At 41.7% G+C, this 14,303-nt stretch carries 10 protein-coding genes; 8 read left to right on the plus strand and 2 right to left on the minus strand.

Going from position 1 to position 14,303, the window contains the following annotated elements:
* Positions 1 to 23: 23 nt before the first annotated feature.
* Complete coding sequence (locus ACIQ6T_RS04060) at positions 24 to 1,157, minus strand: Gfo/Idh/MocA family protein (RefSeq protein WP_395784500.1); 1,134 nt, start codon at positions 1,155 to 1,157, stop codon at positions 24 to 26.
* A gap of 25 nt (positions 1,158 to 1,182) precedes the next feature.
* Positions 1,183 to 2,175: a ThuA domain-containing protein gene (locus tag ACIQ6T_RS04065; protein ID WP_395784502.1), complete on the minus strand. Its 993-nt coding sequence runs from the start codon at positions 2,173 to 2,175 to the stop codon at positions 1,183 to 1,185.
* A 178-nt stretch (positions 2,176 to 2,353) separates the two neighbouring features.
* Between ACIQ6T_RS04065 and ACIQ6T_RS04070 the strand changes: the two genes are divergently transcribed.
* The 8 genes from ACIQ6T_RS04070 to ACIQ6T_RS04105 all read left to right on the plus strand — a co-directional run bounded on the left by ACIQ6T_RS04070 (position 2,354) and on the right by ACIQ6T_RS04105 (position 14,300).
* Complete coding sequence (locus tag ACIQ6T_RS04070) at positions 2,354 to 3,352, plus strand: glycosyltransferase family 9 protein (protein ID WP_395784504.1); 999 nt, start codon at positions 2,354 to 2,356, stop codon at positions 3,350 to 3,352.
* Between the two features lie 45 nt (positions 3,353 to 3,397).
* Positions 3,398 to 4,849 carry a Gfo/Idh/MocA family protein gene (locus ACIQ6T_RS04075; RefSeq protein WP_395784506.1) on the plus strand — a complete coding sequence of 484 codons (1,452 nt, stop codon included), beginning with the start codon at positions 3,398 to 3,400 and terminating at the stop codon, positions 4,847 to 4,849.
* Positions 4,850 to 4,961: 112 nt separating this feature from the next.
* Positions 4,962 to 8,111, plus strand: a complete 3,150-nt coding sequence (locus ACIQ6T_RS04080; RefSeq protein ID WP_395784508.1) for a PVC-type heme-binding CxxCH protein — start codon at positions 4,962 to 4,964, stop codon at positions 8,109 to 8,111.
* A 4-nt stretch (positions 8,112 to 8,115) separates the two neighbouring features.
* Complete coding sequence (locus tag ACIQ6T_RS04085) at positions 8,116 to 8,976, plus strand: ThuA domain-containing protein (RefSeq protein WP_395784510.1); 861 nt, start codon at positions 8,116 to 8,118, stop codon at positions 8,974 to 8,976.
* A gap of 6 nt (positions 8,977 to 8,982) precedes the next feature.
* Positions 8,983 to 9,819 carry a sugar phosphate isomerase/epimerase family protein gene (locus ACIQ6T_RS04090; protein WP_395784512.1) on the plus strand — a complete coding sequence of 279 codons (837 nt, stop codon included), beginning with the start codon at positions 8,983 to 8,985 and terminating at the stop codon, positions 9,817 to 9,819.
* 11 nt (positions 9,820 to 9,830) lie between these two features.
* Positions 9,831 to 11,237, plus strand: a complete 1,407-nt coding sequence (locus ACIQ6T_RS04095) for a Gfo/Idh/MocA family protein (protein ID WP_395784514.1) — start codon at positions 9,831 to 9,833, stop codon at positions 11,235 to 11,237.
* A gap of 106 nt (positions 11,238 to 11,343) precedes the next feature.
* Positions 11,344 to 12,822 (plus strand): glycoside hydrolase family 28 protein, encoded by a 1,479-nt coding sequence (locus ACIQ6T_RS04100; RefSeq protein WP_395784516.1) that lies wholly within the window; start codon positions 11,344 to 11,346, stop codon positions 12,820 to 12,822.
* Positions 12,819 to 14,300 carry a glycoside hydrolase family 28 protein gene (locus ACIQ6T_RS04105; RefSeq protein ID WP_395784518.1) on the plus strand — a complete coding sequence of 494 codons (1,482 nt, stop codon included), beginning with the start codon at positions 12,819 to 12,821 and terminating at the stop codon, positions 14,298 to 14,300. The genes ACIQ6T_RS04100 and ACIQ6T_RS04105 overlap by 4 nt, the downstream gene beginning before the upstream one ends.
* Positions 14,301 to 14,303: the final 3 nt, after the last annotated feature.

Here is a 14,303-nt window from a genome sequence, read left to right on the forward strand (position 1 = left end):
TGTTGGTTGAATTTAACGAAAAGTTAAATAGTAACCTTTTTGCCAGTTTTGACGGCTTTGTAAATAGCGTCCACAATCCGTAAGTCTTGTAGTCCCTCCTCGCCATTCATGGGAATGATGGGTTGCTTGCCGTCCAAAATAAATTTCGCCATTTCATCCATTTGGACTGTTTGATGGTTTACATGTGGAAATTCAATTTCACCTTGATGCGTTCGAGCCATAATTGGGCCATAGCCAGTGGCTGGTTTCAGCTCCGCAAATCCCTTTGTCCCATCCAAGAAAAAGCGATCCAAATTATTCAAGGCATAGGTAGATAAACAGGAGGCAATTGCGCCACTGGGAAAACCCATTTGAAATTGAATGGTCTCGTCAACACCCTCTTTAAATTTATTAAAATCTGTCTTTGTTTCTTGGGCTGTGACCCAGATAGGTTCTTCTCCAATCATATAGCGTGCTCCGTTCACAGAATAGATACCAATATCCATCATGGATCCTCCTCCAGCTAAGGCTTTATTTAATCTCCATTGTTTGGGGTCGCCAATGACAAAACCCGACAGGCCTTGGAAAAATAAAATCTGACCAAATTCGCCTTCTCGACGCTTGCGAACTACTTCCAAGGTCTTAGGTTCTAGATGCATGCGGTAGCCAACTACTAATTGTACCCCAGCTGTCTTGCAATAATCCACCATTTCTTTTCCTTCCTTCGCATTCAGCGCCATCGGTTTTTCCACAATAACGTGTTTTCCGGCTCGGGCAATTTGAATAACGTTATCCTTGTGTAAGGCGTTGGGTGTAGTTATGTAAACCGCATCAATTTCTTGGTTGGCTTTAATCTGATCCACCGTTTCGTAGGAATATCGGCTAGACTCTGGAACTTGATATTTCGATCCCCAGGCAGCTAATTTAGTAGGTGTTCCACTGATTAATCCCGTGATTTTCACGCGGGGACATGCTTGTATCGCTTTAGCTACTCGATCGCAATATCCACCTAATCCCATTAAGGCTACGCGAAGTATTGGTCCATCCGCTGTTTTTGATTCCTCGACTGGCGTATTGGCCAATTTGGAATTTTCAAGTTCTTGTGAAGCCGTAGCTGCAAAGGGTGCAGCCATCATGGGTATAGAAAGTGACTGTAGGAATTTTCGACGAGAACGCATGGTATTCAAGGGTTAAAAATGGGTGTTAATCTTTAAATTGACGGGATTGTGACAAATCTGATTTTGGAAAATCAGCTGGAATAGGGATATCTACCTTTCCGGTTGCCGCCCACTGGGTACCACGTAATAGGCTAGTGATAAATCCAACGCAGTTGACTGAATAATCCGCATGGCCCATAGGTGTATGAAAAATTCGACCTTTGCCGTATTTGATTGTCAACAACATGGGTTCATGTCGGCCTGATCCCTTATTTTCCACCGCAGAAAAGGCAGTTCCTAAGACCTCCATATTTTCTGCGGGGCCTCTTAAACGATCATACATTTCATCTTGCGTATGCATCCAAGTTGTTGGCATACCCTTAGTAATGGGATGATTTGCATTGCGAATGGTGATTTGAAATTCTTTTTGGGGCCCATGGGAACCTGCCCGACCAGGACTTGAGTCGCGTACTTCTTTGTTGTTTAGGTCAAAATATACATAAGGACCGTCTTTTTCGGTTCGGTTGCCCCAACCGCCAATTCCGATCATTTGATTGTAGGCTGGCCATTCTGGAAATGAATTATCTGCAGCATGTAGGACAACTAATCCGCCACCATTTTTTATAAATTCGTCAAAATCGGCTTGTGTTTCCTTGGGCCAGGGTGCGGCATTCCAACCAAAATTACAAATCACGACATCGTAGGCTTTAAAATTGGGATGAAAAGTTGAATCCATTTGTGATTTAGGTAGATCGACTGAGGCAGCAACGCCAGGAATCGCATACTTAGACAGATACTCCTTCCCATTCCAAGTAGTCTTTGTTCGTTGAACATCTACAGTAAATTTCCCCGTTTCCTCTAAATAACGCTTCATCATAAACGTTATTTTCGCCCATTGGTCATGGTTGTTTTGTCCATCAACAATTAAGGTTTTGATTGGCTTTTTGGCTGGTGCAGCGTCGCATGTAAGCGAATTAATTGAAAACAAGCTAATCTGCAGTAGGACGAACATCATCCACAAGTAAGGGTTCTTTTTCATAGGTCAAAGGGTGATGCGTTGCGCAAAATTGATTTAAATAGGTTTGTTCCGAATTTAAATTTTCTTTTTTTCCTTTGCAATATTTTGATGTTTTTGTTTTGAATGAAATATTTTTAACTTCGAAAACATTCAAAATTGTAGTTAAAATTAGCTGCAGTCATTTACTAGATTACTCCAAATGCTGAAATCTTTTCTTTATTGGATCCAAGTCATTTTGTATGTTGGGCGCTTGTTTCTTTGGATTCAATTAGAGCGCTGGAAAAATCCGCAAAAGGTTTTTATTGGTATTGCTATGGATGGCGACTTGGGAGATATGGTCGCCTCTGAGCCTATTTTACCTGAGTTGGCCGCTAAATATCATCCCGTACATATAACTTGGATTTGCCACCCATCTTATTTTCCTATTTTTCAATTTCACCCATTAGTCGACCGAATGTGGGAGCAAAAGTTTACATTACTAACACATATACTACTTCGTTTTAATCCATTTGATCATTTTTTCGCTTTGCATTTGTCGGACTTTAGGCAAGATTCGGTAACCAAAATTAGCATCAAAAACCCCAAGGCAGATGCGCTTAACCTTCGGTTAGACAACTATTACAACGAACACACGTTGTTAGAAGTCGCATCGCAGTTGGCTGATTTAGGAAAATTAAACATACAACCCCAACTTTACCTGGATCAGATTCCGTATTCTTTGCCGTTTGAAGGTGCATATTGGGTAATTCATACCAAATCAAATAATGGAATGCGTGACTGGCGTGATGATTATTGGATGTCCTTACTCAATTTTGCGATGGACACCTGGTCTATTCAATGTGTTGAAATTGGCCAAAAAAATCCATTGCCTTTTGAGAGACCTGGCTTTAAAAGCTTGGTTGGCAAAACCTCACTCATCGATTCCATGAAAATTATCCGAGGGGCTTCTTTTTTTATTGGCTTAGATTCTGGCCCCACGCACATGGCAAATGCATTTAAAATTCCTGCTCTAGTTATTTGTGGCGAATTTGCAAATTTCAAGACGTATCGTTCCTATTCGGGGGCATATCAAAATCCGAATGTGGCTAACATATTATTTAATACTAAAGGGAAAGCGGATGGATTGTCTCTAGAAACAGTTAAAACAGCCTTATTTGACGCCGTCCAAAAAACACAAATAAATCTTGAAAAATTATAAGTAAAGTTTTAGCTTTAGGCCTTAATTGAAAACCTCTAAACACCTATGAAAAATAAAAAAACGCTACCCGCACGTCGAGACTTTCTTAAGTCCGCATCCTTAGCCTCAGCAGGCTTTATGATTGTTCCCCGTCATGTCCTAGGGGGAAAAGGTTTTTTGGCACCTAGCGACAGGCTTGTCGTTGCTGGAATTGGCGTAGGTGGTAAAGGGAAATCAGATTTAAAGCATTTTTATGAAAGTGGTAAAGCCGATATTGGCTATTTATGTGATGTTGATGATCGCATGGCTAAAGATTCCGTAGCGGCTTACCCTAAAGCAAAATATTATAAAGATTGGCGTGTGATGATGGATAAAGAGTCGAAAAATTTCGATGCTGTGTCTGTATCAACACCTGATCATAACCACGCGGTACAAGCCATGGCCGCCATGCAATTAGGGAAGCACGTATATGTGCAGAAACCAATGACGCACGATATTTACGAGGCGCGCATGCTGACTCAAGCTGCTGAGAAATACAAAGTGGTTACCCAAATGGGAAATCAAGGGTCTTCGGGGGATGGTGTACGCCAACTCGTTGAATGGTATGATGCTAAAATTATAGGCGATGTGCATACGGTTCAAATTTGGACAAATAGGCCTATTTGGCCACAAGGTATTCCGTGGTCAACAGCTAAGCCACCAGTTCCTTCTGAATTAGATTGGGATTTATGGTTAGGTACTGCACCTTATAAGGATTATGTAGATAATTTAATTCCAGGTTCTTGGCGCGGTTGGTGGGATTATGGCACCGGTGCTTTAGGAGATTTAGGTTGCCATCTTATGGAAGCTCCTTTCCGGGTATTGGGCTTAAAATATGCATCCGATGTTCAAGCAAGTGTTAGCAGTGTCTTTACTGCCTTCGGTAAACGTGGAGTATTTTTAGATTCATGTCCCCCAAGCAGTCATGCTACCTTAACTTTTCCTAAAACAGATAAGACAAAGGGTCCTGTTACGATGCATTGGATGGATGGTGGAATTAAACCTGAACGTCCAGAGGAATTAGGACCTGATGAAATGTTTGGCGATGGTAATTCCGGTATATTGTTCATTGGTACGAAAGGAAAGATGATGGCTAGCGAATATGCTGCCAATCCACGATTATTGCCATTGTCACGTAACCAAGAAGTTAAAGTACCTCAAAAACTAGCGCGTGTAAAAGGAAGTTCGGAAGGTCACTACGCGCAATGGGTGGAAGGAGCCATTGCAGGGTATGGAAATAGCACATTAAGTTCGCCTTTTGAATTAGCAGGTCCTTTGACAGAAGCTATATTGATGGCGAATTTAGCGATTCGCGTTGCCGATATGCCTTTCCCTCGCAAAACAGGAAACGGTATGCATTATCCAGGTTCTAACACAAAATTATTGTGGGATAACCAAAATATGCGGGTAACGAATTTCGATGCGGCTAATCAATTCGTGAAACGTACGTATCGACCAGGTTGGTCTTTAGGAGTTTAATTGGGTTAAATCCCTGATTTTTTCATCAGAGAAGCCTATTTTGGGTATGACAATTAGTAAGCCAACTTCTAATTGCGACTATTTATTTATATAACCTCTATTCATTATGTCCATGAAAACAAAAGGATTATTTCTATTAATTCTGCTCTCGCTGAGCATTATTAGCTTTAATCAACCCGAAGTACCGAAGTTAATTCCCATTCAAAATAAAACGCAAATTGCGCTTATTGGCGGAAACTTAGGTTCTCGAATGATTAATTACGATCACTTCGAAACCGAATTACACTTGCGTTATCCGGAAAGTCAGCTTTCTGTTCGGAATCTATGTGACGGTGGCGATACGCCAGGTTTTCGCCCGCATTCCGCACGTAACCTTCCTTGGGCATTTCCCAATGCCGAACAATTTCAAGATGAATATGCGAATAAATCAGGTAGCGAAGGACATCTAGAGTCGCATGATGTGTGGCTAGGCCGACTAAAAACAGATGTTGTAATCGGATTTTTCGGGTTTTCTGAATCGTATGAAGGGATAGCTAAAATTCCACGATATAAAAGTGAGTTAACCGCATTTATCCAACATACACGCGCCCAAAAATACAATGGTGTTTCGGCACCTACCTTGGTTTTGGTTTCGCCCATCGCTTTTGAAGATTTAACCGCATTGTATGATGTGCCAAAGGGAACGGTCGAAAATAGTCGGCTTGCCCAATACACCCAAGCAATGAAGGAGGTTTGCCAAAAAGAAAACGTTCTATTTGTCGATGTTTTTACACCTTCCAAAGCTTGGTATGCAGCTAGTAAAGCGCCTTTAACGATTGATGGTATTCAGTTAAACAATGAAGGATATCAGAAATTGGCTGTTTATTTGACTGATAAGGTATTTGGAAAAAAAATACAGGTAAATGAATCGCGTCGTGCAGATGTTTACGCAGCTGTCGCTGAGAAAAATTGGATGTGGCACAACGATTTTAAAATCCCGAATGGGGTTCACGTATATGGCCGTCGTTACAATCCTTTTGGTCAAGATAATTATCCAGCTGAAATTGAAAAAATTCGTCAGATGACTGATAATCGGGAACGTGCTATTCAAGCCGCCATCCACGGTAAGTCCTTTGATTTAGCTGCTGCAGATGCCCAAACAAGGCCCCTCGACCCAGTTAAAACGAATTTTAATCCAGAAAAAAATGGCAGTTTAACTTATTTACTCGGTCAAGACGCACTTAAGGCCATTAAAGTGGCACCTGGTTACAAAATTGACCTATTCGCATCCGAGACGGAATTCCCAGATTTAGCGAAACCCGTGCAAATGACGTTTGACAATAAAGGTCGTTTATGGGTAGTTTGTATGCCTAGCTATCCTCATTATAAGCCCGGAGATCCCAAACCCAACGATAAAATTATTATTCTAGAGGATACCAATAACGATGGAAAAGCCGATAAACAAACGGTATTCGCTTCGGGATTACATGTACCCGTTGGCATGGAGATTGCCCACAATGGAGTTTACGTTAGTCAAGGGACGAATCTCGTATTTTTGCAAGACACGAATGGTGACGACCGTGCGGATAAAAAAGAAGTTATTCTTAGTGGTTTTGATGACCACGATACACACCACGAAATCAGTGCTTTCGTGACGGATGAATCTGGAGCAATTTACATGGGCGAAGGGGTATTTTTGCACACGAATGTGGAAACACCCTATGGAACCGTACGGGCAACTAACGGTGGATTTATGCGCTATAATCCAGCGCGTAAACACTTAGAGCGCGTAGCTCAATTATCTATTCCAAATCCTTGGGGTATTGCATTTGATAAGTGGGGACAGAATTTCTTTGCTGAAACCTCAGGTCCTGACGTGCGTTGGATGATGCCAGGGTCAACTAAAAATCGCTATGGTCAAACAGGCCATAAATCGTTTAGTTTAATTGAGGAAAAGCATTTGGTTAGGCCAACTTCAGGCCTAGAATTTGTCTACAGCAGACATTTTCCTGATGAGGTTCAAGGTGATTTTTTAATTAATAATACCATTGGATTTTTGGGGATGAAGCAGCACCAATTGACCGATAAAGGTACGGGTTATGCGTTCAAGCACCGCCAAGATTTAATCGTCGGTGAAGATCGTAACTTCCGTCCGGTAGATATGGAATTTGCACCTGATGGATCTCTTTATGTGATCGATTGGCACAATATATTAATTGGCCACATGCAACATAATGCAAGGGATCCATTGCGCGATCACTCGCATGGTCGGGTTTATCGCATTACTTATCCGTCTAGACCTTTGGTGGTTCCCGCTAAAGTAAGTGGCGCGTCGATCGATGAATTATTGGAAAACTTAAAATTGCCGGAGTACCGGACGCGTTACCGTGTTCGTCGGGAATTGCGTGGTCGTAATGCTGCGGAAGTTATGCCTCGCGTTCGTGCTTGGGTAGCAAAATTAAATGCCCAAGACCCTAATTTTGAACATAATTTATTAGAAGCCTTGTGGGTTAGTTGGGGCTTTAATAAAGTAGACCAAAGCTTATTAAATCGATTATTACAAGCCAAAGATTACCATGCACGTGCTGCTGCCGTTCGCGTATTGCGTTATTCGGGACATCAAGTTGTAAATCAACCTGCATTATTGGCAAAAGCAGCCCAAGACGATCATGGAAGGGTGCGCATGGAAGCTTTTGTTGCAGCTTCTTGGTTGCCTAAAGAAAAAGCAAATCCAATATTCAATGTCGCAAAAACGAAACCTTTGGATGAATGGATGGACAAGCCTTTTGAGATTGCAGTAGCGCATGCGAATGGCGTAAATGTTGTCAAGAAAAAAGAAGTTGCGTTGACATCTGATTTAAAAGGAAAGGATTTGGATTTATATCTAGAGGGTAGTAAAATCTATGCCAAAGAAGGCTATTGCACAACCTGTCATCAAAGTAATGGAAAGGGGCTATCTGCTTCCGGTTTTCCTCCTTTGGCTAATTCGAAATGGTCAGTTGGCAGTGAAGAACGCCTCATCAAACTTGTCCTAAAAGGGCTTATGGGACCTATGGAGGTTAATGGAGTCAAATATAGCGGCCAAGTTCCTATGACACCTTACGGTGGATTATTGAATGATCGGGAAGTGGCAGCGGTGCTGACCTATGTGCGAAATTCATTTGGGAATAAAGCCCCGGCTGTGGATCCAATGAAAGTCAAAGCGGTTCGTGCATCGGTAGCTTCTAAAAAAGATATATACAATGCCTCACAACTTCTTGAAGAACATCCATTAGAAAAATAAACCAATGAAGAAATTTAGCTATTTACTTGTTTTAGCCCTTTGCTTGGGTTCTTATTTTTCCTTTTCGCAAAGCAAAAAACCGCTTGTCGTTTTTGTTTGTGGCGATCATGAATATAGCGGTGAAAGTACCTTACCCTTGTTGGCCAAAGCCCTAGAAACAAATTACGGGTTTCGGACTAAAATCTTAACCTCTTATCCCGATCAAAATGCTGAACGTGATATTCCGGGTTTAGATGCCTTAGCAGAGGCGGATTTGGCTGTATTTTTCTTGCGCTGGCGACTATTACCTGCCGACCAAGTGGCTAAGATTGAAGCGTATATGAAATCTGGGAAACCGATAATGGGATTTCGTACGTCGACTCACAGTTTCAATTATCCCAAGGGTGATCCGTTGGAAAAGTTTAATGGATGGGCTGAGCAGGCATTCGGTGCTCCTCCAGGTTGGGGCGGTGTCTCCAAGCATACGCATTACGGACACAATGCATCTACAGATGCAAGTATAAATCCCCAAGCTGCAAAACACCCTATTTTGACGGGGGTGGACCCTAAGTTTCATGTTCGCTCTTGGTTATATCGGGTGTTACCAGATTATCCTGTGAAGGGAACTGAGTGGTTACTTATGGGAGATGCGGTGGATCCAGATAAGCCGGCAACGACTCAACCGATTGCTTGGACGTGGAAAAATCAGTTCAATGCGCGGGTATTTTTTACGACTATGGGACATCCAGAGGATTTTACCGTTGAGCCATTCCAGCGTTTAATTGTTAATGCCATTCATTGGGAATTGGGCTTAAAGGTGCCTAAAAAGTGGCCAGGTAAATTAGAAATAAATGTTCCTTACCGAGGAATGGTTAAATCAAAATAAGAAATTATGAAGTATAAGATTGCAATGAATACGCTGGTTTATGGGCCAGATATGAATGAGTCCATCATCCAGCACCTAGCTTACATCAAGGAAGTTGGGTATGACGGAGTTGAAATCCCCATTTTTGTCACTGATATTGACTATTGGACACCTTGGAAGAAGGAGATTGATCGCTTAGGACTTGAGGTTTTTACCGTTACCTTTTTGGGTGCTGATATGAACACGATTTCGGCAGATGCGAACGTCCGTCAAAAAGGGATTGATTTCTTGAAAAAAGCAGTGGATATTACTGCCTATTTAGGTGCTTCCTACCTTTCAGGGCCATTTCATTCAGCTTTGGCTGTATTTTCTGGGGCTGCCCCCACGCAACAAGAATTGGATTGGTCTAAAGAAAGTATGTTGGCCGTAGCATATCACGCACAATCAAAAAACGTTATTCTAGGCTTGGAGTATTTGAATCGCTTTGAGAATTATGTTGTCAGTTGCGCTGATCAATTGTACGCCTTAGTAAAAGCCATCAATCACCCCAACGTGAAAATCATGTTTGATACTTTTCATGCCCATATTGAGGAGTTTAATACGGGAGAAGCGATGGTGCGCATTGCTGATGAAGTGGGACATATTCAATTGTCGGAGAGTACGAGAGCCACATTAGGGGAGGGACAAGTGCGGTGGGATAATGTTTTTGATGGACTATCTCGAATGAACTACACGGGTTGGTTAGTGGTAGAGGCTTTTACTCCTTTGTTGCCAGCGGCTTGTATTTGGCGCAAAAATTATACTACGGAAGCGGAATTAGTCAAAAAGAGTTACGAACATATTCAAAAGTATTTAGGTGCATAAACAAAAGATTTATGGAAAATAATCGTCGAGATTTTCTCAAACTAAGTGGACTTACGGCCGTTGGCATGACGCAAAAATGGTCTATGAAAGATTCAGATATGGCTAAAGCGCCAGCGTCAATAGCTCCCAAGCAATTATTCAATATGTCTGGATATGCTGCCCCTAAATTAGATGTTGTTCGCATTGGATTTATTGGTTTAGGTAATCGAGGTTCAGGTGCAATCACACGGGTAAATCGTATTGAAGGAGTTCAAACTACGGCAATTTGTGATGTCCGCGTAGAAAAGGCACAGGCGGGCGCAAAAGCGCTCAAAAAAATGAATATTGAGCCGGTTATTTACACTGAAAAGGAGGATGCGTGGAAGGAGATGTGCCAGCGGGATGATATTGATTTGGTCTATATTTGTACGCCATGGGATTTACACACACAAATGGCGGTTTATGCAATGAAACAAGGGAAGCACGTTGCCATTGAGGTGCCTGCTGCGACGACCTTGGAAGAGTGCTGGCAACTAGTAGAAACTTCTGAAAAAACGAAGAAGCATTGCATGATGCTGGAAAACTGTTGTTATGATTTCTTTGAATTGTTGACTTTGAATATGGCCCGACAAGGCTATTTTGGGGAGATTTTACATGTGGAGGGTGCTTACATTCATGATTTATTGAGTGCAAACTTTAAGCAAAATCAATATCATGATAATTGGCGATTGAAATCGAATCTTCGGAATGGGAATTTATACCCGACGCATGGATTGGGCCCTATTTGTCAATTGCTTAATATTAATCGTGGGGATCAAATGGATTACCTCGTTTCTATCCAATCGAACGATTTTTCAATGCATAACATGGCGGTCGAGTTGGCCAAAAAAGACGCTTATTTCAAGGATTTCGTAGATAAAAAGTTCCGTGGCAATATGAACACCACATCGATTCGAACCCAAAAGGGAAAAACAATCATGGTTCAACATGATGTTTCAAGCCCACGTCCATATTCCCGTATTCATTTATTGAGTGGTACAAATGGTGTTGCCATGAAATATCCAGAACCTGGTCGGATCTCAAATCATCACCATGAATGGGTGAAACCTGAGCAAATGGCGGAATTGGAGAAACAATTTGCTCCTCCTATCATTGCGAAAATAGGTGAATTAGCGAAGAAAATTGGTGGCCATGGGGGCATGGATTTCATGATGGACTGGCGTTTAATTGATTGTTTACGCAATGGTTTGCCTTTAGATCAGGATGTTTATGATGCGGCAGCCTGGAGTTCGATTGTTCCCTTAAGTGAAATGTCGGTGAATAATCGCTCAAAAACCATTGATATCCCTGATTTCACGCGCGGCTCTTGGAAAACAAATAGCCCAGTGGACATTACGTTGAGTCAAGGTGGGACAACTGGAGTGAAGGCTGTTTCCTAACATGTAACTTATTTTTCAAAAATTTTTCCTTTGTTAGGACCTCTTTTAAAATAAACTTTTTTTTCAAGTGTGATCACAAATTTATGTCGCACTAAACCTTCAAAAAATGACTAAGAATCTCTTAATTCTTTTGTTTTTGACGCTGTTTACGGGTTTGACTACCCATGCTGAGGACTATAAAGCGTCTTTATTTGGTATTAAATCAAACGGAACTACGTTAAATACGACCAGTATTCAAAAAGCCATTGATTACATTCATGAAAAAGGTGGCGGCCGACTCGTCTTCTACGTTGGCAGATACCTAACTGGAAACATTCAGTTAAAATCCAATGTAACGATTCACTTGGAGGAAGGGGCTATTTTACTTGGGTCCACGAATATTTACGATTATAATTTAGCGGAGCGTTTCCCTTCGTTAATTAGTGCGACTAAGGCTGATCACATTGCGTTGACGGGTAAAGGAGTAATCGATGGGCAGGGCAGGGATGTAGCTTATCAAGTTTCGGATCAGGTTCAAAAAGGTATATTAAAAGATGCTTTGGTGAATGATCGTTCTGCTCTTTGGCGACCAAAGGCAATTTATTTTCGGGAATGTACCAATGTTGACATTACGGGTATTGTCATTAAAAATGCGGCTGAGTGGGTCCTTGTTTGTGACCAATGCACGTACCTGAAGATCGATCGAATTACGGTTGACAGTAAGGCTTTTTGGAATAATGATGGTATTGATATTGTTGATTGCCAGCACGTTATTATTTCCAATTCTTTTATTGATTCCAGTGATGATGCGATTTGTTTCAAATCGCATGACCCAACCAAAATGTGTGATGATGTTGAGGTTAGAAATTGCGTTGCTCGGTCTAGTGCGAGTGGAATCAAATTTGGGACGGTGACATCGGGAGGGTATAAAAACTTTAAAATTATCAATAATAAGGTTTATGATACCCATCGCTCAGCTATTACAATTGCTACTCCAGATGGGGGTGTGGTCGAAAATATTTTGGTAGATAGTTTGTATGCGTATAATGTTGGCAATGCCATTTACCTGCGCATAGGTGCTCGCTGGAACAAAGGACGTGTGGGCAGTATGAGCAATATACGTATTCAAAATATGTACTGCGAAATTGCGGAGGGCAAGGCTGATGCTGGTCGGGAGTATGAGGGTCCCATTGAGGATTTGCCCCGAAATATTTCACCAGCGAGTATTGTAGGCTTGCCTGGTCAATATATATCTGATGTAACCTTGCGCAATATCCACCTTGTCTATCCGGGGAATAGCAATCCAGCGTATGCTTTTCGTGGCCTTCAGCCGGCCGAATTGGATAGTATTCCTGAAATGCCCGCGGCATACCCTGAGTTTTCTCAATTTAAGGAATTACCCGCTTGGGGATTGTATGTACGTCACGCTAAAAATTTGACTCTTGAAAATATCACGTTCACGGCTAAATTAAAGGAGTATCGCCCTGCACTGGTGTTTGATGATGTCCTTGGTGGACGTTTAACAGGATTGCGCTATGAGGAACCGGTTAAAAAGAAAAAGCAGGTACACTTTTATAAAACCAAAGATATAATTCAAACAAAATGAAAAACACACTAATTATTCTGTTTTCAGTCATTTTTGGTTTTTCACTTACAGCGAAGGACTTTACCGTAAGTGATTTTGGAGCTAAAAATGATGGATTTACAATCAATACAAATACCATTCAAAAGGCTATTGACTTTGTCCACGAACAAGGGGGCGGTCGGCTTATTTTTGAAACCGGCTCCTATGTCACAGGGAGTATTTATTTAAAGTCGAATGTGACGCTTCATTTGGAGCAGGGGGCTACGATTTTGGGTTCAACAAATCCTTTTGATTATATAAAAGACGCCAAAATAGGGTGGATGTCTATGATTTTTGCGGTTAATCAAGAGAATATAGGGATTACGGGTAAGGGAACTATTAATGGGCGGGGATTTTTGACAGCCTATAATATGGTGAATTACATTCATCGGGGGATCTACACGGATCCTTTGAAGTATGACCGACCGAATGAAACGAATCGGCCACAAAATATCTATTTCCGGGAATGTAAAAATATTCGAATTGTGGATATTACATTGCGCGATCCGGGTAGCTGGAATCAAACATATGACCAATGTCAAAATCTTTATGTGGACCATATTTATGTTGATAGTAAGTCATATTGGAATAATGACGGAATTGATATCGTGGATTGCGATGGGGTGGTTATTAAAAACTCTTATTTTGATGCAGCGGATGATGTCATCTGTTTTAAGTCGCATTCGGCGGAGCACATGTGTCAAAATGTGGTTGTAGACAATTGCGTCGGGCGATCGAGTGCCAATGGCCTAAAGTTTGGGACGGTGTCTCGGGGTGGCTTTAAAAATTTCAAGATTACCAATTTAACGATATTTGATACGTTCCGTTCTGCGATCACCTTAGCGGCTGTAGACGGCGGGGAGATTGAAAATATTGTAATTGATGGGGTCAGGTCCATCAATACGGGGAATGTCATTTATTTGCGGCTTGGAGATCGCTGGGCAAAAGGAAAAAAGCCTTACATGAAAAATGTGACTATTTCGAATGTTTATGCGGAGGTTCCATTGACCAAGCCGGATGCTGGGTATAATTATGAAGGGCCCGTGGAGGATTTGCCTCGAAATATTTCACCGGCTAGTATCGTTGGCTTAGTGGAAAATAAAATCCAAGGTGTTCACTTGAAAAATATTCAAATTGTATATCCTGGTGAGGGGAATCCATTGTATGCCAAACGAGGTCTGAGTGCTGAGGAGTTAGACGGCGTACCTGAAATGCGGGATGCCTATCCCGAATTTTCTCAATTTAAAGAACTGCCTGCCTGGGCCTTTTATGTGCGACATGCGGAAGGGGTAAGCTTTGAAAATGTGACCTTTACGGCAAAAAAGAAGGATTATCGCCCGAGTGTCGTTTTGGATGATGTCAAAGATGTTAGTTTCACCGGGCTTGTTGTTCATGAGCCGGAAAGTGTGGGTAAACAGCAGGTTTTCTCACACAAAACGAGTCAATTAATTATAAAATAACTG

This window comes from Aquirufa sp., assembly GCF_044377215.1.
Lineage (GTDB): Bacteria > Bacteroidota > Bacteroidia > Cytophagales > Spirosomataceae > Aquirufa.